Source organism: Pantoea sp. JKS000250, assembly GCF_003201065.1.
GTDB classification, from domain to species: Bacteria; Pseudomonadota; Gammaproteobacteria; order Enterobacterales; family Enterobacteriaceae; genus Pantoea; species Pantoea vagans.
In genome coordinates, this window is sequence record NZ_QICZ01000001.1 from 3,304,233 (window position 1) to 3,328,856 (window position 24,624).

Genomic DNA, 24,624 nt, shown 5'->3' on the forward strand with positions numbered 1-24,624 from the left:
GCTATGATAATCAGGCCTGTCGCCGCGCCCGGGTCTGCCTGAACGCAGCGATTTAACTCACATAAAGGAGTGCCTATGTCTGCAGTCAGCTCAATGACCACCGAAGGCGGCGTCTGGATTAATCAGCCGCCGGTACACAGTTTTGATAGCGATACGCTACAGTTTGAAACCGCGTTAAACAGCGATTTCTGGCAGCGCACCTGGTACGGCTTCGAACGGCATAGCGGCCACGCTTTTGGCTTCTGGGTAGAAAACGATTTTACCGTTCAGGTGCAGGTGAGGGCGGACTTCAGCCAGCTCTACGATCAGGCCGGTCTGTTTATTCAGGATAATGAAACGCAGTGGGTTAAAGCGGGCATTGAGTTTAACGATGACCAGCCTGCCATCGGCAGCGTGGTCACGCGTGAGTTTTCTGACTGGTCTACCGGTGTATTCCCTGGTGATGCGCGTCAGTTCTGGCTGCGCGCCACGCTGGAAAAAGGGGCGCTGAGAATTCAGTACTCCACCGACGGCCTGACCTGGCCGCTGTTGCGACTCTGCTCGTGGCCGGGTCAGGCGCGGCGTTTTGTCGGCGTGATGGGCTGTTCGCCTGAACGCGAGGGGCTGGCGATCCGTTTCAGCGACTTCACGCTGGGTCCGCCATCCGGCAAAGCCCTGCACGACCTTTCCTGACTTCATTGCATATCATCGCGGAATCAGCTTAATTGTCAGGTCCGAATTTGCGGTGACGCGTCGTCCATACCGAACGACGCCTTTACAGGGAAAGCTATGCGTTGCGCCATCTTACTGACCCGGCTGCTGGTCATCTTCTGCTGTACCGGATGGGCAGAGCAGGCCGCAGCCGATACCGTCTGGCTGAATAATGGCGATCGGCTGACCGGCACGATCCGTTACCTCAGCGACGGCAAGCTGGCGATTGAGACACACTACGCGGGCACCGTCACCCTGGACTGGAATGCGGTCAGTACGCTCGCCAGCGACAATCCGGTTAATGTCGAAAACAAAAAGACCGGCGAACACTATCAGGTGCGGCTCTCATCGTCCGATCCCGGTTATGTCTGGGTGGAACGCAATGAGCAGGAGCAGCAGGTCTCCGTCAGTCGCATCGATGAGTTTATGAAAGCCAAAGTCCGCACCGATCAGCTCGCCTGGACTGGCAACATCGATGCGGGCGTGAAGGTTAAAAAAGCCTCCACCAAGACCGACGACTACAGCTTTGCGCTCAACACCAAACTGAACCAGGGCAAATGGCGGCACGATATCGGTGCGACCTACAATCGCGAGCAGGAAAACGCGAGCATCAACACCAATAACTACAGCCTGCGCTACGCCTTCGACTATCTGGTCAGTGAGCAGTTCTTCTGGCAGACCCGCGCCACCTACAAGCGCGACTGGGTGGAGAATCTGTCACGGCAGGCGCTGCTCGGCACCGGCCCCGGTTATCAGCTATGGGACACCGAACTCAGTTCCTTCTCACTCTCGCTACTTGGCGGTGCCTTTGAGTATGGCTACAGCGACGATCGCGAAGAGCGGCACTTTGGCGGCTCGCTGCGCTGGAACTATCAGCGCTATCTGCTGGGCAAGTCGGTCACGCTTTACAGCAACGGCGATGTCGGTCACTCGCTGGATGATGACGGGGTATTTATGCTGGATGCCGAAGTCGGGATGCGTTACAGCCTGACCTCCTGGTCAACCCTGCACCTTGGCTATCATCGCAATCTGGTCAGCGGCATTCCCGATACCCTTAACGAAGGCATCTTCTCCACCGGATTAGGCCTGAAGTGGTAACCCGCTGATAGTGGAGTCGCAGCAAATCCTTACTGTTTTTATCCGGTTACCGGCCCGGCTTTGGCTAAGCTGCATATACTGTCACAACGGGAATGCAGAAGATGATCGTAAGCAGCAGGGTGTATCGTCCTGGAAGTGCGGGCGAAGAGGTCGACGTTGAAGATATCAGTGAAGTGATCAAAGAGCCGGAAGCGTTTATCTGGCTCGGGCTGTGGCAGCCAGACGCTGAATTTATGGCGAAGATTAAAGAGGAGTTCGGCCTGCACGAACTGGCAGTTGAAGATGCGCTTAATGCCCATCAGCGACCTAAAATCGAACATTACGGTGACTCACTGTTTATCGTGGTCAAAACGGTTTGTGCAAAGGATGACAGCTGCGAACTGGGCGAAACCCATTTCTTTGTCGGAAAAAAATTCCTGATCAGCATCCGTCACGGCGCATCTGAAAGCTATACCCCGGTGCGGCAGCGGGCGTCTGAAAATCCGGCGCTGCTGAAGCTTGGCCCTGCCTGGCCGCTCTACTGCCTGCTTGATTTCATTGTCGATCGTTATGCTGCGCTCTCCACCTCGCTGAATGAGCGGGTGGGGCAGATGGAGAACGATCTCTTCACCAGCGAATTTGACCGTAAGTCGGTCCAGTCAGTCTACACCATGCGGCGTCATCTGCTGTCACTGCGCAATGCAGCGCTGCCGGTAGAAGAGATCTGTAATCAGCTTATCCACCTGCATGAAGATCTGATCCCGCGTCCGCTGCGCGCCTATATCCGCGACGTGCAGGATCACGCCCGTCATGTGGTGACCGACGCGGAAGATATGCGCGAGATGCTGACCAGCGCCATGCAGGTCAATCTGGCGCTGGTGACGGTGCAGCAGAATGAGGTGGTCAAAAAGCTGGCGGGCTGGGGCGCGATCCTGGTGATCCCAACCGTGGTGTTCAGCATGTACGGCATGAACTTCGAACATATGCCGGAGCTGAAGTCGCTGTATGGCTATCCGCTGGCGGTGGGGCTGACGCTGCTGGCCTGCGGCGGGTTGTGGGCTAAACTGCGCCGATCGGGCTGGCTGTAATCGTCGTCAGGCAGCATTGGATACTGAGGCGTTTGGCGCAATTCTGAACCTGCGCCTTTGCGCTACGATTAACGTAATGATGGATTTCCGTTCCTGATCCGCCTGAAGATGACCGGCATCAGCCCTGACGATGTGCTGGCAGCGGCGCGATCCGGTCCGGGGCTGGAGCGGTTCAATCAGATTAAATATGCGGTGCTGGAGGTTAATGGCCATATCTCGATTATTCCGCAGACTGATTAGCCGGGGCGCTGATTATAGCCTCTGACCGGAAAGGATTCACCTACGCCAGCGCCTCGGTTAACAGGAGGCGCTGGCATGATTTACCGGCATTTGCCTGTCAGGTCAGGCTCCAGGCACCGCAACGATGCTAACCGTTTAACGCTGCGCTTATTCTGCCGCTTCCCTTGTAATCCTGTGGATTTAGTTCAGACTCAGCACTCCACTCATGTTTTATTATCAGAGCTGGCCTGACCCCAATCAGCGTTATGCTTGTATAGTCAGGATCAAAGTGAATGAATTTAATCGTTTTATCTTCTATCCGGTTACCGGCTGGCATATTGGCCCCTTAAGCAATCATAAGGCGCTGGTCCTGCAGTTCAGCTACCTCGACCCTGAGGCCTCCCGCGAGCAGGCTCCGCAGGAGACGCTCTTTCTTGGCCTGACCATTGAGATGGCAAAAAAACTGGTCAGCAACCTCTCTGAACAGATCGAATACGCCGAAAATAATGTCGCTAAGCATTAATCCTGCGTTATCTGACTGACTGACCGGCGGGTGCATAAACCCGCAGTGCACGGGTGAGCAGGCGAAAATGTGCGGGTGTCTGACCGACAATCTCGCCGTCTGCATTGATATAGTGAGGACGACGCGTCTCAATGGTCAGTTCCGTGGTGCTGAATGCCCGCACGTTGCGCCAGCGGCCATGGGTGCCGCGCCGCAGAAAGGGCAGCAGCGCAATCAGCTGCCAGCTATGCTGCAACTCCAGGCTGTAGACATCCAGTAGCCCATCGTCGGGTGCTGCGCGCTGTTCCACTGTCATGCCACCGCCGTAGAAGCGCCCGTTGCCCACCGACACCTGAACCGTTTTGATTGGTATCCGCTGACCCTGATGCACCAGCGTGGCGCTGAACGGACGGCTCTGCCGCAGCAGCCGTAAAGCCGCCAGGGCATAACCGCCCACACCCCAGCGTTTTTTCGATTCCGCCGTAAGGTTATGCGCCAGCTCGGCCGAAAAGCCGATGCTGGAGACGTTGAGAAACAGGTGCTGATTAACTTCCCCCAGATCTACGGCGCGCAGCTGTCCATCTGCGATAATTTTTACCGCCTGTTCAAGGCTGGCGGGAATGCCCAGCGTACGGGCAAAATCGTTGGCGGTGCCCAGCGGTAAAATGCCCAGCGGCAGGCTGGTCTGCATCAGTCCCGGCGCGGCCGCGTTAAGCGTGCCGTCGCCACCGCCGACGATCACCGCATCGATGCGACCGGCATACGCCGCGATGAGCTGGCTGTAGCTGCAGGTCTCATCCTCGTCCGGTTGCAGCAGGGTGAACCCTGCCTGAACCAGCAGCGCCTTCGCCCGACTGGCCTCAATGCGTCCTTTACGTGAGTGCTGATTAATCAGCAACAGAGCCGTTCTTTGAGGGTAAGACATACTTTTACATCATCCTGCTGTCAAAATGGGGAACGAGACGGCAAGTACAGCATCGGCCTGACCCGTGAACAACCCTGTTTGCGCGACTTTACGTACCCGTTCCATGCCATAAGCGGCGATAAAGATCGTCTACACTGCTTAGGATCAGTTCCATATTGAGGCGTTGCGATGACAGAACACGAATTCAGAAAATTGTTAGCCGAACAGGGCTTTGATGAGCCACTGCTGATTGAGCGTGCCGCATCAGCCCGGCTTGATAATCACGTCCATCCTTTTGAAGCGCTGGCCCTGATTCTCACGGGTGACATCACTATCAGTACCGAGCAGGGCGACACCACCTATCATCCCGGCGAGACGTTTCACCTGCAGCCGAATGAACTGCATCGCGAAGCGTTCGGACCACAGGGCGTCAGCTATCTTGCGGGGCGTAAATATGAGTAACCGGCAATCAGTATGAACGTGTCTGACGATCTGTTTACCCGGCTGGCACGTTCGCCGTTTCGTCAGCGCTTTCGTCTGGGACGCGCTGAGTACGATTATGCGAGCAGCAAAGGCGAGCCGGTTTTGCGACAGCACGCCGCAGAGTTTGTCGCACAGCGACTGGCGCCTGCTCAGCCGGAAAATGATGGCAAACAGACGCCGATGCGCGGTCATCCGGTGTTTATCGCCCAGCACGCTACCGCGACCTGCTGTCGTGGCTGTCTGAGCAAGTGGCACCACATCGGGCAGCATCAGCCGCTGAGCGCTGAGCAGCAGGAATATGTGGTGACGGTGTTACTGGCGTGGATCGCCCGGCAGATGCAGCAGCCGGCACCTCTTGCTCGCGTGAGCCGGAATAAGCCGAAACCGGACGATGATCCGCAGCTGGCGCTCTGGTAATGGATAAAAAAGCTACAGTTAGCGGATTTTTCTGGTGAAAACTGGCCCTTTTTCATTCCTGGTTTATTCTTAAATCTTTCCTGGGAAGGCTATGCCAGGATTAAAACCTACACGGCAACGATGAATACAGAGGGAATTATGAAGAAATCAATTATTGCACTGTCTGCTATTTTGCTGGCCTCGCCAGTATTTGCTGCTACCACTACCGATAACACCGTTGCGGAAGCGCATAAAGGCGCTGACACCGCGAAAGAAAAACTGCATCAGACCCAGAACGAAGGCAAAGAGCTGAAGCTGAAGTCTGAGCACGCCGCTGAAGGCAAAAGCCACACCACCGGTAGCAAAATCACCGAAGGTGCTCAGAAGGGCTGGCATAAAACCAAAGAAGGCACTGAAAAAGGCTGGGATAAAACCAAGCAGGGTGCTGAAGATCTGAAAAATAAAGCGACCAACTAAGACGCTGGTTTTCAGGTAAAAAAGAACCCACCGAAAGGTGGGTTTTTTATGGCTGAGCCGGATTACGCTTTGTTTTCTGCCGCCTTTCTTTCTGCGGCTTCTCTTTCCGCCGCGGCTAACGCTGACACTTTGATTTCCGCTTCAGCGGCCGCATCGGCTGCAGCAGAAGCGGCTTCCGCTGCGGCTTCTGCCGCTGTCTCTGACTGCTTCTTGCCTTCTTCGATCACTTCTTCGTCGATGACTTCGATATTTTCGCGGTTATCGCGGCCGGAAAGCAGATTCCAGCAGGCGATAAACAGCGCGGCAATCACCGGACCGATCACGAAACCGTTGATGCCGTAAATTTCCATCCCGCCCAGCGTGGCGATCAGAATCATATAGTCCGGCATCTTGGTGTCTTTGCCGACCAGCAGCGGACGCAGAATATTATCCACCAGACCGACAATCACCACGAAGAAACCAACCAGGAACAGCCCTTTCCACAGTGCGCCCGTAGCGAAGAAGAAGATTGCCGCAGGTACCCAGATGATGGCGGAACCGACCGCCGGAATCAGGGAGAGGAAGGCCATCAGCGCGCCCCACAGCAGGCTGCCGTCGATGCCGGTAAACCAGAAGGCCAGCCCGCCGAGAATACCCTGCACGATACCGACCACCACCGTACCTTTCACCGTCGCGCGTGCCACGGCAGCAAACTTCACCATCAGGTGATGCTTCACGTAGGTGGAAAGCGGCAGCGCTTCCAGAATCAGATGCACCAGATAGGAGCCATCTTTCAGCAGGAAGAACAGCAGATAGAGCATGATGCCAAAGCCGACGGTGAAGCTGAACGTCCCTTTACCGATGATAAAGGCGCTGCCCGCCACATACTGACCGCCCTTAAGTGCAAATGAGGAGAGCTTCTGCTGAATCTGTTCGGCGTTATCCAGATTATTTTCAGCCAGGAAATGCTTCGCCCAGCGCGGCAGATGCTGCAGCAGATCGGCGAACACGGCCGGGAACTGCGATGAGTTGGTCTGCAGTTTGTGATAGACCGCGTTGGTTTCAACCACCAGTGAGGAGGCGATGATCGCCAGCGGTGTGAAGACAATCAGGCAGATACAGAACAGGGTAATTAGCGCGGCCACGCCGTTGCGGTCACCCAGTCGGTTGCGCAGCCAGGTTTTCAGCGGATGGAAAATCACCGCCAGAATCGCCGCCCATAAAATCGGCGAGAAATAGGGCGAAAGCACCTCGAAAAATGCGACGGTGGCAATAGCCAGAATCAAAATGAAAAACCCGATGTTCAATCCTTTAAAACGCATGGAGAAACCTCATCTGGAACAAACTCTGATAAACCCGACGCGCAAATTTGCTGTGTCCGGCTTCGCTTGCGCGGCAGCCTCGTGACAAATTAACGCTCAGGCTTTGCTCGTTAAATGCTGCTGCTGGCAGCATCATGCTGGCTAACTGTTTGAAAGGTCTTGCAGAAGTGATGAACGGGCAATGTGCGTTCGCTGCGTGACTTCCGGTCGGTAGCGGGCCGCCTCTGACTGCAGCCCGCTGAATCCTACATTAGCGTAGCGGTTTCGACCATTATTGGTAGGTCAGAGACTCATGTTCCCGGTGTATGCTGCCGATAACATTATTAAGTGAGCAAAAAACAGGCAGTGAGAAATGAGCAAACAGAGAGTCTTAGTGGTGCTGGTGACGCTGGTATTGACCGGCTGCGCGACCAAGCACTATCCACAGGCGGCTGCGGTGACGCCGCAAGAGACAGCGACGCTAAACTGCAACGCCCTGGATCAGGAGCTGGTCAAAGCGCACGGTGTGCAGAGTGATATCGAGCAGACCGGCCAGTTTAATGCCCTGACCGTGCTGGGTTTTGTCGGGGATTTCGGACTGGGTAATGGCATTGCAAAATACAATGCCACCCGGAAAGCGGAAAATCGGGTCACTGCGTTGCAGTCACTGAAAGCCGCAAAGTGCAGCCAGCGTCTTTCATAACGGCTGAGTCAGATCAGCCAAGCGTCCCTGCGCTGACATGTTGCAAACGGACATTTTCGGCCGCGCGTTTACCGGCCAGGAAGGCGTGATCCGAGTTGTAATATTCCCACTCGCTGTAACGACCCGACAGATGGATATCCTGAGTCAGCAGCCACTGGCGGATCAACGCCACGTTATCGCTGCGCGCATGGTCATAGACCACGTAGGCGTAAGGCATATCAACCTCAGATGCGCAGAGCAGCGGATCGTCCGCGGTGATCATGCCGACCCGGATGCAATCCTGACGGCAGCGCTCAATCAGCGCATCACCCTCCAGCGGCAGCGGATTAGCCGCGTTGTAGGTAATTTCACAGGTTAAGCCGAAGCCACCCGGCGGATTGCAGTGCGGACTGGCATTACCCTGCACAAAAATGCGATGAAATAGCGTATCGCCAGGGTAGTAAATCCAGTGTTTTTCAGTGAGGTCAGCCCGGCCAATGCCCAGATTCACACAGCGCACCGACACAAACTGCAGCTGCTGCGCCGCCAGCTGGACGCTCTCCGGCGCCTCATCACCCATCAGCTTAATCAGCTCCGGCAGCGGCATGGTGCTGATCAACTGCTCATACCGGTAGTGGCGACCATCCGCCAGCAGGGCGACATGCGCCTGCGGGTAGATGCGCGTCAATGTTGTTTCGGTCTCCAGCGTGCATTTCAGGTGCGGTAAAAAGCCTGACATCAGTGCCTGGAAGCCACCGCGCAGCGGATAGCCGAATCGGGCGTTGGGGCCGACCGGTTTCGCCAGCGGTTGCAGCGCGCCATCGATGATCTGTGACAGATCGGGCAGCGGCACGCGTCCGCCCAGCCATGAGGTTTCCATGTCGGTCAGCGGCACTTTCCATAGTTTCTGGTTGTAGGGCAGGGCGAAATGCCGCGCGATGCCTTTACCCCAGGTGCGCATAATAAAGTGCTGGAAATCCTCTTTGCCCTCCACCACGCCGGTGCTGCTGCCCTCATCGGGGATTGCGCCATCCGCACAGCAATCCCGCCGCGCACGCGCCCGATCCAGCGGCACAGCGGCGACGGCTGTTTCGCCATAGCGTGCTTCGATAGCGCCCAGCACGCACTCTTTTACCACCTCGACCGGCAGGCCGTGCAGCGCGGACTGGAAGGGATAGCGGGTATAAACACCGTCGCTGTAAACCCAGGCCTCGCGCGCCTGCCAGTGCAGATTGTCGCCCAGCAGCATCTCATAGAGCTGCAACACGTAGGGATCCTGCGAGAACATGATGTGACCGGCATAGTCGAAGGTGAACCCCTGATCGTCAATCGAGCGGCACCAGCCGCCTGGGGTGCTATTTTTCTCCAGCAGCACTGCGCCTTCGCCATAGTGATACCCGGCGCTCAGACCCGTCGGTCCGGCGCCGATAATCAGGCAGGGCACTGCGTCGCTCTCCAGCATCGCTGGCGTTAAAGGCATGACGTTAGCCTGCGCGCGGGTCTGGCTGGCTGACTTCAGAGCAGACTGACGCTGCGTCAGCGCCTGCTGGATCAGGCCATGTATCTGCTCTGCGGTGCGATCCCAGGAGGTGGCATCGACTTTTGCCTGCATCCGTCCCGCCAGCATGAGCCGTTCTGCGGCACTGATTGCCATTGCCTGTTCACAGGCGGCAATAAATTCCGCATGCGTCTCTGCTACCGCCACTTCCTCTGCGTAGTGGCGCGCCACATCGACAATGGCAGTACTGACAATCGGCAGCTGCGCTGCCATATACTCCAGCACCTTGGTCGGGGAGATGTAGCGGGTCGAAGCATTGATGGCAAACGGCATCAGACAGACATCCCAGCCCGCCAGAAACTGCGGCAGTGCCTGATAGGGCTGCTGACCGAGCCAGTGAATATTGGCGCGCTGCGGCAGGCTGGCGGGATCAATTTTCACCACCGGTCCGACCATAATGATCTGCCATTCGGGATGGCTATCTGCCAGCGCGGCTATCAGCGGCAGGTCAATACGCTCATCCAGAACGCCGTAATAACCCAGACGCTGCGACGGAATGGCATCCTGTAACGGATGACGATTCGTGCGATCGCGCGCCTGTTCAAAATGAATGGCATCAACGCTGCTGGGGAAGCAGTAAACCTGAGCGTGTTTATCACGCTTCGCTTCATAGAGGCTGGAGCCGCCGGTAAAGACCAGATCGGCGCGGGTCATGAGCGCCGATTCGCGCTGCTGCAGCTGGCGCGGCGCATTCTGGAAGGCCGAAAGCTCATCCATACAGTCGTAAATTACCAGTGCCGGATCAAAAGGCGTCAGCAGCGGCAGTGCCATTGGCGTATAGAACCAGATCAGCGGCTGATCGTCCTCCTCCAGCAGCGGCGTCAGCAGCAGCAGCAGCGGGGCGATCTGGCTATCGTGAAAGCCGGGCGCGTCGTTGTCGGTATGTGGCTGGATCACTGTGATGTTGGCGGCAGGCGAACTCTGATGCAGGCCTGGTGGCCCTGCCTGCCAGACCGGCTCCTCGACAAACAGTACGCGATAGTGCTGTGCCAGGCGAGTCAGTAGCTGCTGCGGACGCTGAAAAACAAAACCCCAGCGTAAATGGCTGAAAACGATGAGAACAGGTGGTTTCATAGTGTGCTCCTGGCGAGGATGTTGTAGGGACTGGATGTGCTGCAAAAAGCGCTGCGCCTGACGCAGGGCGTCGGCATAAGGCTGCTGTAACTGGCGGGCGTAAGGATCGGCGCCCAGAAGATCGAGGTCCCACAGGCCGCTGCGGGTCCAGAAGGTGGTTTCCTCCCACAAGGGACGATCGAGAATCGGATAGAGGCAGATGCCGAGCAGATCCGCGCCCGCCAGCTGCGCCTGTGCAACCTGTGTGGCGATCTCACGGATCCAGGCGCCGCGGCCGCTGCCGACGTGGCTGGTTTCCGCCAGCAGCAGTGGCCGCTGATAACGCTGCCAGACCTGCAGCAGCAGCTGATGCAGCGGCTGACGTCGGCTGTCGCCCAGATGCCAGTAAAGCCGCCGGTTTGAACCCTGTTCCCACTGGTTGTCGTGGTAGTAATTCACACCAATCAGATCGAGATAGCGGGGTGCGCCGCCCAGCTCCGGATTACGGCGACCACTGAGCATGTCCCATGCCTGATACTGGGTGTCACACATCTCACGTGCCAGACGGCCGCTGTCGGGATCGGCGGGATCGGGCGCGATATGGATCAGCGGATCGCAATGCAGCACACGGGCACGCGGATCGGCCTGCCAGATCGCATCACAGGCAGCCAGGGTAGCGCGCACGAGCTGCCGCTTGGCGGCATCGGCCCGATCCGGCTCCGGGATCGCCTCACAGGCGAACAGCCCGACCGAGATGCCCCAGCTGACAAAGGAGATCTCATTCATCGGGGAGTAGATCGGTGCCTGCTCATACCAGGGCGCCAGGAAGCGGGCCAGTGCACCACAGAAGGCAGCGAAACGGGGGATAAAGTCGTGATCAAACAGGCTGACGCCCGTGGGCCAGCCGTAGTGACAGATTGTCCAGCTCAGCTGAATGCCCTGCTGCTCTGCAGCCAGCATCCGTGCAGCGACTGTGGAGAAGTCATAGCGGCCGTCGCGTTCACATAGCCGCCAGCCGACGCTTTCCCGCACGGTGCGAATGGCAAAGGGGCTCAGCGCTGCATAATCTTCTGCCGCCCGCGCCAGATGCTGGTTCAGATCGTTCATCGACAGCGCAAGACCGGCCGGATTGATATGATCGGCACCTTCATAGCCGGCCTGCCAGAAACTGGAAAAGGGCGTCATGGCATCTCCCGAAAAAAAGCAACACGCTTCCCGCTGACGAGCCGCTATGAAACGGGTCAGGGCGTTACAGGTATGCAAAGCAGACTGGCGATCCTTGCCATAAGCCACAGACGCTAAATTGCAGGCAACAGAGCCTGTGACGGTTTGGATGCGTGAGATAGCAGAACTAAACGTGCGGCGCTATCGGCAGGAAAAAGAGTGGCTTCTCTGAATGTTAACGGATTTTGTGGAAGCCTTACTGGAAAGTATAGACAGGGAAAGATGCTTCGCAAATTACTGAAGTGAAAAGGAAAAAGCGCAGCGGCAAAAGTCATCCATTCAGAAACAGGAATTATTCACTTTTGTCTGCGCTGTCGGGTTGATAAGCGCAGCGTGAAGCGCGTCAGCGCTATTTTCAGCTTTGTTAACCTTTTCCTGAACATGCAGAGCGGTCAGACTTACCTGTTTTAACCTTACTGCTTCGCTTGCCTTTTAACGGGCTGACGACAAGATTGACTTATTACTGGCCTGAATCTGCGGGCGATCAACGGGCGGCCGGCTAAGCGGCGCGCCGCTTAAAACAGGATGTTTAACTGACTATGTTCTCATTCGACTGGCACCGCTTCTTACTTAACGACCAACCGGCCACCTTTTTGTTTGAGGTGATCGCGCGGGTTCTGATCGCTTATCTGGTGGTTTTTACTTTTCTGAAAGTGTCAGGACGACGCGGCGTGCGTCAGCTGTCGCTGTTCGAACTGGTGGTGATCCTGACGCTGGGTTCTGCGTCCGGTGACGTCACGTTTTATGACGATGTACCGGTGCTGCCGGTGATTATGGTGTTTGTGGTATTGCTGGCGCTCTACCGCCTGACCACCTGGCTGACGTCACACAGTCCGCGCTTTTCACGGCTGATTCAGGGCGACGTCATTACCCTGATTAAAGATGGCCTGTATGTGCTGGAAAGTCTGGATCAGCTGAATATTTCCGAAGATGAGTTCTATATGGAGTTGCGCCAGAGCGGCGTAGAGCATCTGGGGCAGATCCGGCTGGCGCTGGTGGAAGTCGATGGTCAGCTCAGCCTCTATTTCTATGATGATGACGAGATGCGCGCCGGATTAAGCGTGCTGCCGCCAGAGCACCGACAGGATTACAGCACCGTACCGGTCAGTGCGCTCTACGCCTGCACCCATTGTGGCCAGACGCAGAGGATAGAGGCGGAGCAGCAGGCTGTCTGCCCGCGCTGTCAGCGACAGCGCTGGTCTGCGGCACTGAGCGTACGTCGGTTGCATTAGCGTTCAGCGCCAGCTCATTATTCAGGCCCCTGCGTGTCGGCATTGCCAGGATTAACGTCGGCGAAAAAGGCACTGAGCGGACGCTTTTGCTGACCTGCGACGCTGAAATTATCCGCCCTCAGCCAGGCGCTCAGGGCGCGATGAACCTCCGGCCATTCACGATCGATTATCGACAGCCAGTCTGTATCGCGGTTACGTTGTTTGCGAGTCATTACCTGACGAAAACGTCCCTCAAAGCGGAACCCCAGTCGTTCAGCTGCAAGTCGTGAAGCGACATTAGTAGAATCACAGCGCCACGCCACCCGACGATAGCTGAGAGCAAAAGCCTGTTGCAGCAGCAGAAAAATCGCCTCGCTGCCCATTGCACTGCGCTGCATCAGCGGCGACCAGATGACGTGACCGATTTCAAGGGTGCCATGTTCTGGCTCTATGCTGGCGAAGGAGACCACACCATAGGGCTGCTGATTCAGCCCGCAGACCGTGAAGGGCACCAGGGACGCATCCGCCACTTTATCCGCAATCCAGCGCTGCATCTGCGGCAGTGAGGCGGGCCGCTCCGCGCTCAGCCAGGTCCAGTCCCGATCATCCGGTGCCTGCATAAATGCCAGCAACAGCGATTCCGCATGATCCATGCTTAATGGCAGGAGAAGGCAGTGCTGGCCGTGGATGGAGGCACTGGGCGGTCTGGCGACAGGTTGCCAGTCGGGCAGGGCTTCACCGACTGGCTGATCAAACTGATTGATGTTCACTGGCATCCTCCTGAAGAAAAACGGACGGTAAGCAGGGAAAATTAAGATGTGTTCTGACGGGCTATCCTGAACCGCGATTAAACCCGTCGCAGCTTGTTCCCGCTCTCCACATAACTTTGCCTGTTACTGACAGAAAATGAAAACCCGTCGGGCAGCATAGCGACACCGTTATCAGAGAGGTGTGCGTATGAAAGTGAGGGCGGCCAGTGCATTACTGTTTTTACTGTTATCGTTTGGTGCATTTTCACAACAGGTGATCAGCGAACGTCATCCCCATTCACGCAGTGCGCGACTGCTGGAGCAGGGGAGTCAGGTCGATACGGCGGACTCGCCGGATGAACATCTGCTGGAGAGGCGGGAGTGGCGAAGCAGTCTTCAGCGCAAGCCGTATTAAAATGCGATCCCCGGCAGCGAGCTCTGCCGGGGATCCGGTAGTGAGGTTCAGGCGATTAAATCGTGGCCTGCGTGGCGGCCATGCCTGGCACCAGAATCACCTTCCGGCACTCCTCTTCGCGTTTAGCGAAAATATCGTAGCCGCGAGCGGCATCTTCGAGCGGCAGATGATGGGTCACAATCTCTTCCGGCGTCAGATGCCCCTGTTCAATCAGCTTCAGCAGATCGGGCAGATACGCATGCACATGTGTCTGTCCCATCTTAAAGGTCAGCCCTTTGTCGAAGGCATCACCAAACAGGAAGCCGTGAATGAATCCAGCGTAGACGCCCGGCACGCTGACGATACCGCCACGCCGCACCGCAGCAATACACTGACGCAATGCTTTACCACTGCTGCCTTCCAGCTTGAGATTGGTGAGCACGGTTTCAGTCAGGCTGCCTTTCGCCTCGAACCCGACGGCATCGATCACGGCATCCACACCGCGATTGCCGGTACTGTGTTCGATAATCCAGCCGGCCGGATCATCGATCTCATCGAAGTTAATCGGGATGACGCCGTAGCGATCGCGGGCAAAGTTTAAGCGGTAGTTGTTGTGATCAATCATGTAAATCTGTTCGGCACCCTGCTGTCGGGCGCAGGCTGCACTGAGCAGGCCAACCGGGCCGGCACCGAAAATCGCCAGGCTGGAGCCGGGTTTAACTTCGGCATTTTTAACCGCCTGCCATGCGGTGGGCAGAATGTCCGACAGGAACAGCACTTTCTCATCTGACAGTATGGACGGCACCTTGAACGGACCGGTATTGGCTTTCGGCACTCTGACATACTCCGCCTGGCCGCCGGGCACACCGCCATAGAGCTTACTGAAACCAAACAGCGCTGCGGGCGGCGTGATGTTTTTACGGTTCAGAATAGCACCCCGTCCGCTGTTGGTATTTTCACAGGCGGCATACTGGCTCAGCAGGCAGAAAAAGCAGTCGCCACAGGCGATCACAAACGGAATGACGACCCGATCGCCTTTGGCGACGGCAGTCACTGCGCTGCCCGCCTCAACCACTTCGCCCATAAACTCATGACCAAAAATATCGCCATGCCCGGTGCCGGGAATTTTGCCGCGATAAAGGTGCAGGTCTGAACCGCAAATGGCGGTAGCGGTCACGCGCAGGATAATGTCATCGGCCGCTTCCAGACCCGGGTCGGGTACGTTATCCACGCTGACTTTATGCGGGCCGTGATACGTTAATGCTTTCATTTGTTGATCTCCTGCTGACGGGGGAAGGGCGGCCAGACCAGAAGGTGTGGCTGCCTGCGAGAAAGACTCAGGGAATCTGAGATCGAAACCTGCCTGAAGTGTAGTAACCCTTTGAGGAGTAAGCCGAGCGGTGCTGGAGGCGGGGCAGTTTCAGATCGGCGGGCTGGGTGAGTGTCTTTGCAGGGCGGCGACAGTAACAGACGGCGCATCCGGTTGGCAGCCAGTGAGATCAGCCAGCGCGCGCCGGTAAGGGGTGTCGATTTGCGACGGAACCTGCCCGAGGTAGTGAAAAGCATGCTCACGCGTTTCACCGGTAAGATTCTGAAGATAGTGTCGCGCATCATCCAGCGTCGGTATCTGCCCTTCAACTCCCGCCATGCGGGCAGGCAGACCGGTCCAGATTAATCCTTCGATGCCTTTCGCCTGCGCCCATTCCGCCAGCGGTCCCACTGAGGTTTCTGTCACCGTCATCATGCCGACGCCATCGACGCGGCTGTCTGGTATCGCCTCCCGAATGCGCAACGCGCGGCAGGCACTCTCCAGTGAGGCGGTGTTCAGCCAGGCCCAGAACACTGTCACCGGGCGGGCGTTGAGGCAGATCGCCGTTGATAGTTCACCGCCGTCAGCGATGCGCACAAACTCAATCGGTACGGCAGGTCCATCATGATGCCACTGACTGGCCACCGGCAGTGCGCCAGGTTTCCAGATTAACGATCCCCATCCCAGGCAGGCAATTTTCATTCTTTTCTCCTGTGTCCCTGTCGGCGTGATCGCGACAGCGTCAGATAAAGCGTAGCCCGTTACGCTTAATCGTTACAGGGATCACCTTTTCAGGGCAGTAAAGCGGGCGCAAAAATGGCATGATCGCCGCGCAGTCACTTTGCACAACCTGACGGTTTTTTCAGTAATCCATGCGTGTTTGTCTTCGCGGCTTGAACTTTTATCGTCAGGTAGTGTAAAAAGTGGCGCACGCAATCGATTACCTCTGCATGCACGGATCATTTTTACGCTTCACCGATCCGTCTGCAGCTGAGGCTGAGAGTGGGGCAAACGTTTACCTGCCTGACGGCTCAGGTTACTGGCGGCTTTTAAACACGGACTATCTGATGAAAACCACGCAAACTGGCACGCTGGGCGCGCTTGAGAGTGACGTCGATACGGGATGGCGTAAAACCGACACCATGTGGATGCTGGGTTTATACGGCACCGCAATCGGAGCCGGTGTGCTGTTCCTGCCTATCAATGCCGGTGTCGGCGGGCTGATCCCGCTCATTATCATGGCGGTGCTGGCCTTTCCGCTGACCTTCTTCGCGCACCGCGCCCTGACGCGTTTTGTCCTTTCCGGTAAAAATCCGGCGGGTGATATCACTGAGGTGGTCGAGGAGCATTTCGGCGTTGGCGCGGGCAAGCTGATTACGCTGCTCTATTTCTTCGCGATTTACCCGATTCTGCTGATGTACAGCGTGGCGATCACCAACACGGTGGAAAGCCTGATGGTGAACCAACTCGGCCTGGTGCCGCCGCCGCGGGTGCTGCTGTCGCTGCTGCTGATTGTCGGCCTGATGACCATTGTGCGCTTCGGCGAGAAGATGATTGTCAAAGCGATGAGCGTGCTGGTCTATCCCTTTGTGGCGGTTTTGATGCTGATGGCCTGCTATCTGATCCCGCACTGGCACGGGGCTGCACTCTCAACCCTGAACGTTCAGCCTGCGGGCAGCAGCCTGTGGATGACGCTGTGGCTGGCGATACCGGTTATGGTCTTTTCGTTTAACCATTCACCCATCATCTCCTCCTTTGCACTGGCGAAGCGCGAAGAGTATGGCGACGCCGCCGAGAAAAAATGCTCGCGCATTCTGGCCTGCTCGCACCTGATGATGGTGGTGACGGTGATGTTCTTTGTCTTCAGCTGCGTGCTGAGTCTGTCGCCTGACGATCTCCATGCCGCCAAGGCGCAGAACATTACCATTCTCTCCTATCTGGCGAACCATTTTCAGGTGCCGATGATTGCCTGGCTCGGGCCGCTGATTGCCATTGTGGCGATCACCAAATCGTTCCTCGGCCACTATCTGGGCGCGCGCGAAGGGTTTAACGGTATGGTCAATAAGGCGCTGCGCAGCCGCGGTAAAACTATCGCGCCTGCCAGACTGAATCGCCTGACGTCACTCTTTATGTTGCTTACCACCTGGCTGGTGGCAACACTGGACCCGAATATTCTCGGCATGATTGAGACGCTGGGCGGGCCGGTAATTGCCATGATCCTGTTCCTGATGCCGATGTATGCCATTCACAAAGTGCCGGCGATGCGTAAGTACAGCGGGAAAATCAGTAACCTGTTTGTGGTGCTGATTGGTCTGATTGCCATCTCCGCGATTTTCTATTCGCTGGTGAAGTAACAGATCAATCAACAGGCGCCTCTCCGCGGTATTGAGAGGCGTCTGCTGTTCTGCCCGCCACGCGTCATTTCTCCATGTATCGCCAGCCCTTGTCTCCCTGTTTTAACCAGCCGCCGCACAGTGAACCCTCTCCGTCAGACGCATCTCGTCAGCAATATTTACATTTGTTACTTTTTCACATGGTAGAGTTAACGCGAATAATTATTATTCCTTTAAAGGACAGGAGAAAAATGAAAATCGGGATTGTTGCTGCCACCACACTGTTACTGTCAACCGCCTGCGCGGCAACCACCTATCCGGTCACGGTGACTGATATGGATGGTCAGAAAATTACGCTGCAAAAAGAGCCGCAGCATGTGATTTTGCAGGACGGACGCGACGTGATGGCGCTGGCCTTACTGGATCGACAGAACCCGTTTCAGCGGGTCGTTGCCTGGAATAACCTGCCGAAAAAGCAGGATACCCAGACCTGGGATCTGCTGAAGCAGCGCTGGCCGCAGGCGGCATCGATTGTGGATATGGGCTTTAACGATCAGGGGCAGGTCAATCTGGAGAGCGTGCTGGCGAAGCAGCCCGACCTGATGATTGCGCAGCTGCGCGCCAAACCGGCACTGACGCAGTCGGGCGTGCTGGCTACCCTGAAAAATCTGCATATCCCGGTGCTGTTCCTGGATGATGAGCTCCACCCCAAAGAGAACACCCTGAAGAGTGTGAAAGTGCTGGGTACCGTTCTGAATCGCGAAACCGAAGCAAAAGCCTACGCCGATTTTTATCAGCAGCGCTGGCAGATGATTCAGCAGAAGATCGCCCAGGTGCCGCACAAGCCGACGGTATTTATTGAACCGATTGCCGGTAACAGCGACAACTGCTGCTTTACCCATGGTCATAACGGCTGGGGTGCGCTGGTGGAAGCGGTCGGCGGGAAAAATATCGGCTCAGCGCTGCTGCCCGGCAGCTCAGGTTTTGTGTCGCTGGAGAAGATTATCGCCATGAAGCCGGACGTTTACATCATGACCGGCTCGAAGCGTCCGAACAGCAATGTGCTGCCGTTTGGTTATGGTGCCAGTCAGACCGACGTGACAGCTACCTTTAACCGCCTGCAGAGTCGTACCGGACTGGAGCAGATCGAACCGGTGAAACAGAAACGGGTCTATGGCGTTTATCACCATTTTTATAATCACCCTTACAACATCATCGGTATGGAAATTCTGGCTAAAGATCTCTATCCAGAGGTATTCCGTGATCTCGATCCGACGGCCGATTATCACCATATCGTAAAACAGTTCACGGCGTTGCCGGATGCGCCGGTGATCCTCAGCACGCCATAACCGGGTAAAGCGCCGGGGTGCATTTCAGCACCCTGACGTTGAACAGGTTTTAACGGGTCAGCCCGAGACGTGATGTTCAGGCTGCCCGGTTAACATCTGGATTGCGTCAGAAGAGTTTTAAAGATATGACCTGTGTTAAGAAATCGCTAAGCAAGCGTAATACTGTGTAAGTTACGGGATTTTAAGACTTTTACAGATGTCTCTCACCAGAATTATTGCCATGATGCCGATCAACGGTGCCTGAACAGCCGTTATTTTCGGAGGCAGTATCATGAAAAAAACAACATTAACGCTTATCGCTTCACTTTTAACATGCAGCACGCTCTTCTCTCAGGTTTCACTGGCAGACGATCATGATGACGGTCAGCGTAAGCCGGTGCCGCATCAGGACAGTGATAAACGCCCTGACAATCGCGGTCCCGATCAGAATCGAGACCGCGGCAACAATCGCCATGATAATAAGCCTCACGACATGGGCAATAATCGGCATGATGAAGATAACAACCATCGTGGCAGAGAATCCCGCAATGACCGTGACCATTTCGCCTGGCAGGGCCACGACTTCCGTCGCGGCCATCCTGTCCCGCAGGAATACCGTGGCGACCATTACCGCGTAGCCGACTGGCATGAACGCGGTCTGCGTGAGCCGCCGCGCGGTTATCACTGGGCAAACATCGACGGCAACTATGTGCTGATTGCTGCCGCGACCGGTGTGATTACCGCGCTGGTGCTGAACAGCGCCCTGAACTGATTCTATCCTGACCCGATCACCAGGGATGGCTACGGCCATCCCTCTTTTTTTCCGTTTTGCTGCGCCAGCGGCTATCCTGAGACTCCACGCTGAAAATTTCCTGTGTAAGGAGTCATGATGACGACGGTTAAGATGGTTGCAGTCGATATGGATGGCACATTTCTGGACGATAATAAGCAGTACAATCGATCCCGCTTTCTCGCCTGCTATCAGCAACTCACCGCCCGCGACATCAAATTTGTGGTGGCCAGCGGCAATCAGTACTACCAGCTCAAATCCTTTTTCCCGGAGATCGCCAGCGATATCGCCTTTGTGGCGGAAAACGGCGCATGGATTATCGATCGTGACGAGGAGCTGTTTTGCGGTGCCTTTGAACGCCACGATGTAGAAGCGGTGATCAGCACTCTGCAAAACGGCAATTACCCTGGCCTGCGTTACCTGCTGTGTGGTCGTAACAGCGCGTATTACTTCGACGGCATGGAAGAGAGCTGGCTGAAGAAGATGCGCCATTACTGTCACCGGCTGAAGCCGATTCATCATCTGGATGAGGTGCAGGATGACCGGCTGTTTAAGTTCGCGCTGAACCTCTCGGATGATTACATCGAGCCACTGATGGCGGATATTGAGCGACTGCACCAGGGACGGGTGGCCGCGACGTCAAGCGGTCATGGCTCGGTCGATCTGATCGTGCCGGGAAATCACAAAGCGCACGGTCTGGATCTGCTGGCAAAACGCTGGGGGATCACGCACGACCAGGTGCTGGCCTTTGGCGATGGCGGTAACGATCTGGAGATGCTGAAACAGTCCGGCTTCAGTTTTGCCATGGACAATGCGCCAGAGCGGGTGAAGCAGGCGGCACGTTTTGCCGCGGCGTCTAATAATGAGAAGGGCGTGTTGGAGATCATTGAGCAGATGCTGGCAGGTGAGGGGCCTTTTGCCGCCCCGCGGCGCTGAGACTGAACGTGCCAGGATAGCGCTGAGCTGCTGCATGACCTGCCAGGCTGGCAGGTCAGTGAAGGAGGCCAGCGCGTTGATCACGCCGTGATGTGCCAGGCCTGCGCAATCATCGTCTGCATCTGTTCGCGGCTGTAATTCACCAGCGAATTTTTACTGTTGGCACGCGCCAGGATCCACTCCACCTCAGTGCGGCTCAGCGACGGGCCATCCTGCCAGAACGGCGTGATGGCATGCTGCTGCAGCCACTGCTTCAGAAACTGTGCCGGTGAATCTGTGGATTCGCTGAAGAGCTGCGGGTGCAGCTCCGCCATCAGCGTACACTGCAGCGGCTGCTGGCTGTCAGACAGCAGATCCAGGAACGAAAACAGCAGGCGCCCGCACACTTCACCGTGATGGAACGGTTTAATCGCGCCCAGTTCCCCGGCAATACCGTGGATCACGCCCAGACCCGCACTGCTGAGACTGACGCCCCCCAGCCACGATGCCATCATCATTGCTTCACGTGCCGCGTCACCCGCCGCATCCTCGCGATTGAGGGCAGGCCACGCCTGAACAAACTGACGCAGACCGGTCAGCGCCAGCTGGCGGGTGAAGAGGTTGCCTTTGCCGGAGAGATACGCTTCAAACAGATGGGTAAAAGCATCGATGCCGCAGGTCGCCAGCACCTGGTCAGGCGCGCCTTTTAGCAGATCCGGATCAAGAATCGCGACCTCCGGCACAAAGACCGGGTGGCGCAGTGACGCTTTGATCTGAATATCCTGCTGGTCTGTCACCACCGCATTTTGCGTGACTTCGCTGCCGGTCCCGGCCGTTGTCGGAACCGCAACCAGCGGCAGCGTGATGGGCTGAACCGCAGTGTCACCTACCTTCTCCAGATAACGGGCCGTGGGCAGCGGGTGTTGGATCATGGCGCTAAAGGCTTTCGCCGCATCCAGCACGCTGCCTCCGCCAATCGCGACCACCCGATCAACATGACCGCGCCAGCGCGCAACCCAGCCATCGATCTCAGCGGGCGAGGCTTCATGGCTGACAATTTCATAACCGAGAATGTGATCGTTGAGTTCAGCTTTTATCCGGGCATAGGCTGGCCCCTGCAGGAAAGATTGTCCACAAAACAGCAGGGTAGGTTGTGACCGGGCGGCCAGCAGCGGCACCAGTTTATCCAGACTACCGCGGCCAAAGAGGGTTCGTTGATTACTGTACAGCTCACTCAGGTTCTCACTCACCAGCGCATCCTTTTTACATTTCGCTAAAATCTGAGTGTAACGAAAAGCGCGGCGCCAGCATGGGCAAACTTTCTGATAACACACTGGCAAAAAGTTGATCATCTTCGCAAAACAGAAATTCACCGTCGGCGGGGTGGTGCTTTCCTGCGGATGTTACCCTTAACATGTTATCGGTAACAGCGCTTGTCGGGATGTGTAAGCATCTTACAGCGCACTGTTTTGCAGCCCTCCGGGGATCATGATAATAAACCGACACTGAATTCCCTTCAGTGCGCAAGGTGGAGAAAACCTATGCCATTACTCTATGTGGCGATCGGCGTCGCGTTACTGCTGCTGCTGATGATTCGCTTTAAGCTTAATGGATTTATCGCGCTGATCCTGGTGGCGCTGGCGGTCGGTGTGATGCAGGGCATGCCGGTAAATAAAGTCATTACCTCAATCAAAGCGGGCGTAGGCGGCACGCTGGGCAGCCTGGCGCTAATCATGGGCTTTGGTGCCATGCTCGGTAAGTTGCTGGCCGACTGCGGCGGTGCGCAGCGTATTGCCACCACCCTGATTGAAAAATTCGGCACAAAGCATATTCAGTGGGCACTGGTGCTGACCGGTTTTATCGTCGGTTTTGCGCTGTTCTACGAAGTGGGCTTTGTCCTGATGCTGCCGCTGGTGTTCAGCGTGGCGGCGTCGGCGCGTGTGCCGCTGCTCTATGTCGGGGTGCCGATGGCGGCTGCTTTATCAGTGACGCACGGTTTTCTTCCCCCGCACCCTGGTCCTACAGCCATTGCCACGCTGTTTAATGCTGACATGGGTAAAACGCTGCTGTTCGGTACGCTGCTGGGTATCCCTACGGTGATTCTGGCGGGTCCGGTTTATGCCCGTTTTCTGAAAAACATCGACAAACCGATTCCACAGGGGCTTTACAACCCGAAGACCTTTACCGAAGCGGAAATGCCCAGCTTTGGCGTCAGCGTCTGGACGGCACTGGTGCCGGTGGTGCTGATGGCGCTGCGTGCCGTGGCGGAGATGCTGCTGCCAAAAGGCCACGTACTGCTGCCCTATGCGGAGTTCTTTGGCGACCCGGTAATGGCAACGCTGATTGCGGTACTGATTGCGATCTTCACCTTTGGCCTGAATCGCGGTCGTACGATGGAACAGGTGATGGATACCCTGACCGACTCAATCAAGATCATCGCTATGATGCTGTTGATCATTGGCGGTGGCGGGGCCTTCAAACAGGTGCTGGTGGACAGCGGCGTGGATAAATATATCGCCAGCATGATGCACTCGACTCAGCTTTCACCCATCTTTATGGCCTGGTCGATTGCTGCTGTGCTGCGTATTGCCCTGGGTTCTGCCACGGTAGCGGCGATTACCGCCGGGGGCATTGTGGCACCGTTGATTGTCACCAGCGGTGCCAGCCCGGAATTAATGGTTATCGCCGTGGGTTCCGGCAGTGTAATCTTCTCGCACGTTAATGACCCTGGCTTCTGGCTGTTCAAAGAGTATTTCAACCTGACGATTGGCGAAACCATTCGCTCCTGGTCGGCGCTGGAGACCATTATTTCGGTCTGTGGTCTGGTGGGTTGCCTGCTGCTCTCCTGGGCGATTTAACCTCTGGCCGCTGGCAACCCTGCCAGCGGCTCCTCTCTTTGCTTCTCTCTGGCCCGTTTCTTTTTGTATCGCGGGCAGCCTCCAGAGCCGGCTTATTCGCAGCCTGTAACCACGAATATAAAAAGGGCCGCAAAACGCGGCCCACAGGTCTGTAATAACGTAAATCTGGCCTCTTAATGAGGCGGTTCAAAACCGGCTTTGACCATCTGTTCGCGTAGCGCTCGCGCAATTTCGCGATTGCCGCCGGTGACCGGATAGATAACGTTGTTTACCACATCATCAAGATAGTGCTCGTCAAACTCCTGCATAGAGAGCTGCGTGCCGCCTTCATCGTTGATGGCGAAAGAACCTTTGATGTGGTTACCGCTGTTTTTTGCCTTAAGGCTGTAGCGGCCCATGCTGGTATTAATCGTGCTCATAAGATCTCCTCGCGACTCATTTCAATCTCATCACTACTGAGGCCTGCCTTGCCGCCTGAATTTTAGCCAGGAATGGTCTGTAAAACGAAGAAAGAGGGCCAGTAAGAAGTGGTGTTGCGATCGTTATCTCAGAACATAAATAAAAGCGAAATCTGCTGAACTTATGAGCAGTTGAACTCTGAGTGAAGCGGCGTGACAAATTTTTCTGTCTATACTGCTTACAGGAAAAATGTTTAATCAGTGAGGGGAAAAGGAAATGAAAATTATTCTGTGGATTATCGCGATCATTTTTATCGTGGGCTTACTGACCCTGACAGGGGTGTTCAAACTGATTTTCTGATGTCATAGTTTTGTTAAAGCTTCAGCGACGGCGGGCACCTAATCAGGTGCCCGAACTGTTTTCTGGCTTGCTAACAAATACTGGCTAATGGGATCCATCGGCGTATTCGGTAGCAGATCCTGTGAGCCCAGCTGTTTTTTACAGCATGCACAGCAGGCACCATGAAAGTTGCGCTTACCCTCCCGATAATCAGTGAAAACGAACCGTGCGCTTCCACACTGGCTACAGCGTATCTTCATCACCATTCTGCGTCTCATCCTCCTTTTTAATGCGCCCTGACGGATGCCTGCCTCTGTACGGTTAAGCAGATTTTATCTATTGCTGCGCAACATTATTCCGGACTGC

Annotated in this window: 24 protein-coding genes; 16 read left to right on the top strand and 8 right to left on the bottom strand. The window is 56.1% G+C overall.

The genetic code is table 11. The features are described 5' to 3' along the window. Positions 1 to 75 precede the first annotated feature (75 nt). From BY447_RS15595 to BY447_RS15615, 5 genes are all read left to right on the top strand, one after another. Positions 76 to 672 (top strand): DUF1349 domain-containing protein, encoded by a 597-nt coding sequence (locus tag BY447_RS15595; RefSeq protein ID WP_110331487.1) that lies wholly within the window; start codon positions 76 to 78, stop codon positions 670 to 672. A gap of 96 nt (positions 673 to 768) precedes the next feature. Continuing rightward, positions 769 to 1,788, top strand: a complete 1,020-nt coding sequence (locus BY447_RS15600; protein ID WP_110331488.1) for a DUF481 domain-containing protein — start codon at positions 769 to 771, stop codon at positions 1,786 to 1,788. Between the two features lie 101 nt (positions 1,789 to 1,889). Next, positions 1,890 to 2,855, top strand: coding sequence for a magnesium and cobalt transport protein CorA (locus BY447_RS15605; protein WP_013357061.1), 966 nt, complete (start codon positions 1,890 to 1,892; stop codon positions 2,853 to 2,855). A 108-nt stretch (positions 2,856 to 2,963) separates the two neighbouring features. After that, complete coding sequence (locus BY447_RS15610) at positions 2,964 to 3,095, top strand: DUF421 domain-containing protein (protein WP_226892923.1); 132 nt, start codon at positions 2,964 to 2,966, stop codon at positions 3,093 to 3,095. Between the two features lie 268 nt (positions 3,096 to 3,363). After that, complete coding sequence (locus BY447_RS15615) at positions 3,364 to 3,597, top strand: hypothetical protein (RefSeq protein ID WP_041457185.1); 234 nt, start codon at positions 3,364 to 3,366, stop codon at positions 3,595 to 3,597. A gap of 7 nt (positions 3,598 to 3,604) precedes the next feature. On the opposite strand, the gene BY447_RS15620 is transcribed toward BY447_RS15615, so the two are convergent. Next, a complete protein-coding gene (locus tag BY447_RS15620; protein WP_110331489.1) occupies positions 3,605 to 4,501 on the bottom strand; it encodes a lipid kinase in 897 nt (298 codons plus the stop codon). Between the two features lie 168 nt (positions 4,502 to 4,669). On the opposite strand from BY447_RS15620, the gene BY447_RS15625 reads away from it, so the two are divergent. The 3 genes from BY447_RS15625 (at position 4,670) to BY447_RS15635 (ending at position 5,836) form a co-directional block, all read left to right on the top strand. Then, positions 4,670 to 4,942, top strand: coding sequence for a cupin domain-containing protein (locus tag BY447_RS15625; protein WP_110331490.1), 273 nt, complete (start codon positions 4,670 to 4,672; stop codon positions 4,940 to 4,942). A 12-nt stretch (positions 4,943 to 4,954) separates the two neighbouring features. Next, positions 4,955 to 5,380: a DUF4186 domain-containing protein gene (locus BY447_RS15630; RefSeq protein WP_110331491.1), complete on the top strand. Its 426-nt coding sequence runs from the start codon at positions 4,955 to 4,957 to the stop codon at positions 5,378 to 5,380. 138 nt (positions 5,381 to 5,518) lie between these two features. Beyond that, a complete protein-coding gene (locus BY447_RS15635) occupies positions 5,519 to 5,836 on the top strand; it encodes a hypothetical protein (RefSeq protein ID WP_033731819.1) in 318 nt (105 codons plus the stop codon). Positions 5,837 to 5,898: 62 nt separating this feature from the next. Here BY447_RS15635 and BY447_RS15640 read toward each other — a convergent pair whose 3' ends face one another. Further along, positions 5,899 to 7,137, bottom strand: a complete 1,239-nt coding sequence (locus BY447_RS15640; RefSeq protein WP_033731820.1) for an AI-2E family transporter — start codon at positions 7,135 to 7,137, stop codon at positions 5,899 to 5,901. A 352-nt stretch (positions 7,138 to 7,489) separates the two neighbouring features. Between BY447_RS15640 and BY447_RS15645 the strand changes: the two genes are divergently transcribed. Continuing rightward, a complete protein-coding gene (locus BY447_RS15645; RefSeq protein ID WP_013357070.1) occupies positions 7,490 to 7,819 on the top strand; it encodes a hypothetical protein in 330 nt (109 codons plus the stop codon). Between the two features lie 13 nt (positions 7,820 to 7,832). Here the strand turns inward: BY447_RS15645 and BY447_RS15650 are convergent, their stop codons facing one another. Beyond that, the gene (locus tag BY447_RS15650; protein WP_110331492.1) at positions 7,833 to 11,594 is read right to left on the bottom strand and encodes an NAD(P)-binding protein; all 3,762 of its coding nucleotides are present in this window, start codon (positions 11,592 to 11,594) and stop codon (positions 7,833 to 7,835) included. Positions 11,595 to 12,172: 578 nt separating this feature from the next. Between BY447_RS15650 and BY447_RS15655 the strand changes: the two genes are divergently transcribed. Next, a complete protein-coding gene (locus BY447_RS15655; RefSeq protein WP_110331493.1) occupies positions 12,173 to 12,865 on the top strand; it encodes a YetF domain-containing protein in 693 nt (230 codons plus the stop codon). A gap of 17 nt (positions 12,866 to 12,882) precedes the next feature. Here the strand turns inward: BY447_RS15655 and BY447_RS15660 are convergent, their stop codons facing one another. Continuing rightward, positions 12,883 to 13,614: a GNAT family N-acetyltransferase gene (locus tag BY447_RS15660; RefSeq protein ID WP_110331955.1), complete on the bottom strand. Its 732-nt coding sequence runs from the start codon at positions 13,612 to 13,614 to the stop codon at positions 12,883 to 12,885. A 187-nt stretch (positions 13,615 to 13,801) separates the two neighbouring features. Here BY447_RS15660 and BY447_RS15665 point away from each other — a divergent pair, with 187 nt between their 5' ends. Further along, on the top strand, positions 13,802 to 14,008 hold the full coding sequence (locus BY447_RS15665; RefSeq protein WP_110331494.1) for a hypothetical protein: 207 nt from the start codon (positions 13,802 to 13,804) through the stop codon (positions 14,006 to 14,008). 55 nt (positions 14,009 to 14,063) lie between these two features. On the opposite strand, the gene BY447_RS15670 is transcribed toward BY447_RS15665, so the two are convergent. Continuing rightward, the gene (locus BY447_RS15670; protein ID WP_013357075.1) at positions 14,064 to 15,257 is read right to left on the bottom strand and encodes a zinc-dependent alcohol dehydrogenase; all 1,194 of its coding nucleotides are present in this window, start codon (positions 15,255 to 15,257) and stop codon (positions 14,064 to 14,066) included. A gap of 150 nt (positions 15,258 to 15,407) precedes the next feature. Next, positions 15,408 to 15,998, bottom strand: a complete 591-nt coding sequence (locus BY447_RS15675; RefSeq protein ID WP_110331495.1) for a hypothetical protein — start codon at positions 15,996 to 15,998, stop codon at positions 15,408 to 15,410. A 365-nt stretch (positions 15,999 to 16,363) separates the two neighbouring features. Here BY447_RS15675 and BY447_RS15680 point away from each other — a divergent pair, with 365 nt between their 5' ends. The 4 genes from BY447_RS15680 (at position 16,364) to BY447_RS15695 (ending at position 20,683) form a co-directional block, all read left to right on the top strand. Then, on the top strand, positions 16,364 to 17,650 hold the full coding sequence (locus tag BY447_RS15680; RefSeq protein WP_033732037.1) for an HAAAP family serine/threonine permease: 1,287 nt from the start codon (positions 16,364 to 16,366) through the stop codon (positions 17,648 to 17,650). A gap of 230 nt (positions 17,651 to 17,880) precedes the next feature. Continuing rightward, the gene (locus BY447_RS15685; RefSeq protein WP_013357078.1) at positions 17,881 to 18,978 is read left to right on the top strand and encodes an ABC transporter substrate-binding protein; all 1,098 of its coding nucleotides are present in this window, start codon (positions 17,881 to 17,883) and stop codon (positions 18,976 to 18,978) included. Positions 18,979 to 19,249: 271 nt separating this feature from the next. Then, positions 19,250 to 19,729: an RcnB family protein gene (locus tag BY447_RS15690; RefSeq protein ID WP_110331496.1), complete on the top strand. Its 480-nt coding sequence runs from the start codon at positions 19,250 to 19,252 to the stop codon at positions 19,727 to 19,729. 117 nt (positions 19,730 to 19,846) lie between these two features. Continuing rightward, positions 19,847 to 20,683 carry a Cof-type HAD-IIB family hydrolase gene (locus BY447_RS15695; RefSeq protein WP_110331497.1) on the top strand — a complete coding sequence of 279 codons (837 nt, stop codon included), beginning with the start codon at positions 19,847 to 19,849 and terminating at the stop codon, positions 20,681 to 20,683. Positions 20,684 to 20,763: 80 nt separating this feature from the next. On the opposite strand, the gene BY447_RS15700 is transcribed toward BY447_RS15695, so the two are convergent. Continuing rightward, a complete protein-coding gene (locus BY447_RS15700) occupies positions 20,764 to 21,912 on the bottom strand; it encodes an iron-containing alcohol dehydrogenase (RefSeq protein ID WP_110331956.1) in 1,149 nt (382 codons plus the stop codon). A 291-nt stretch (positions 21,913 to 22,203) separates the two neighbouring features. Here BY447_RS15700 and gntT point away from each other — a divergent pair, with 291 nt between their 5' ends. After that, positions 22,204 to 23,520 (top strand): gluconate transporter, encoded by a 1,317-nt coding sequence (gene gntT, locus BY447_RS15705; protein WP_013357083.1) that lies wholly within the window; start codon positions 22,204 to 22,206, stop codon positions 23,518 to 23,520. 173 nt (positions 23,521 to 23,693) lie between these two features. On the opposite strand, the gene BY447_RS15710 is transcribed toward gntT, so the two are convergent. Further along, positions 23,694 to 23,939 carry a hypothetical protein gene (locus BY447_RS15710; protein ID WP_013357084.1) on the bottom strand — a complete coding sequence of 82 codons (246 nt, stop codon included), beginning with the start codon at positions 23,937 to 23,939 and terminating at the stop codon, positions 23,694 to 23,696. Positions 23,940 to 24,624: the final 685 nt, after the last annotated feature.

Bases quoted from the DNA above. Each gene is read 5' to 3' on its own strand.
- BY447_RS15690 (WP_110331496.1), top strand. From the start codon at position 19,250: ATGAAAAAAACAACATTAACGCTTATCGCTTCACTTTTAACATGCAGC.
- BY447_RS15665 (WP_110331494.1), top strand. From the start codon at position 13,802: ATGAAAGTGAGGGCGGCCAGTGCATTACTGTTTTTACTGTTATCGTTT.
- BY447_RS15630 (WP_110331491.1), top strand. From the start codon at position 4,955: ATGAACGTGTCTGACGATCTGTTTACCCGGCTGGCACGTTCGCCGTTT.
- BY447_RS15595 (WP_110331487.1), top strand. From the start codon at position 76: ATGTCTGCAGTCAGCTCAATGACCACCGAAGGCGGCGTCTGGATTAAT.
- BY447_RS15640 (WP_033731820.1), bottom strand. From the start codon at position 7,137: ATGCGTTTTAAAGGATTGAACATCGGGTTTTTCATTTTGATTCTGGCT.
- BY447_RS15695 (WP_110331497.1), top strand. From the start codon at position 19,847: ATGACGACGGTTAAGATGGTTGCAGTCGATATGGATGGCACATTTCTG.
- BY447_RS15710 (WP_013357084.1), bottom strand. From the start codon at position 23,939: ATGAGCACGATTAATACCAGCATGGGCCGCTACAGCCTTAAGGCAAAA.
- BY447_RS15635 (WP_033731819.1), top strand. From the start codon at position 5,519: ATGAAGAAATCAATTATTGCACTGTCTGCTATTTTGCTGGCCTCGCCA.
- BY447_RS15625 (WP_110331490.1), top strand. From the start codon at position 4,670: ATGACAGAACACGAATTCAGAAAATTGTTAGCCGAACAGGGCTTTGAT.
- BY447_RS15675 (WP_110331495.1), bottom strand. From the start codon at position 15,998: ATGAAAATTGCCTGCCTGGGATGGGGATCGTTAATCTGGAAACCTGGC.
- BY447_RS15600 (WP_110331488.1), top strand. From the start codon at position 769: ATGCGTTGCGCCATCTTACTGACCCGGCTGCTGGTCATCTTCTGCTGT.
- BY447_RS15655 (WP_110331493.1), top strand. From the start codon at position 12,173: ATGTTCTCATTCGACTGGCACCGCTTCTTACTTAACGACCAACCGGCC.
- BY447_RS15645 (WP_013357070.1), top strand. From the start codon at position 7,490: ATGAGCAAACAGAGAGTCTTAGTGGTGCTGGTGACGCTGGTATTGACC.
- BY447_RS15610 (WP_226892923.1), top strand. From the start codon at position 2,964: ATGACCGGCATCAGCCCTGACGATGTGCTGGCAGCGGCGCGATCCGGT.
- BY447_RS15620 (WP_110331489.1), bottom strand. From the start codon at position 4,501: ATGTCTTACCCTCAAAGAACGGCTCTGTTGCTGATTAATCAGCACTCA.
- BY447_RS15650 (WP_110331492.1), bottom strand. From the start codon at position 11,594: ATGACGCCCTTTTCCAGTTTCTGGCAGGCCGGCTATGAAGGTGCCGAT.
- BY447_RS15605 (WP_013357061.1), top strand. From the start codon at position 1,890: ATGATCGTAAGCAGCAGGGTGTATCGTCCTGGAAGTGCGGGCGAAGAG.
- gntT (WP_013357083.1), top strand. From the start codon at position 22,204: ATGCCATTACTCTATGTGGCGATCGGCGTCGCGTTACTGCTGCTGCTG.
- BY447_RS15670 (WP_013357075.1), bottom strand. From the start codon at position 15,257: ATGAAAGCATTAACGTATCACGGCCCGCATAAAGTCAGCGTGGATAAC.
- BY447_RS15680 (WP_033732037.1), top strand. From the start codon at position 16,364: ATGAAAACCACGCAAACTGGCACGCTGGGCGCGCTTGAGAGTGACGTC.
- BY447_RS15685 (WP_013357078.1), top strand. From the start codon at position 17,881: ATGAAAATCGGGATTGTTGCTGCCACCACACTGTTACTGTCAACCGCC.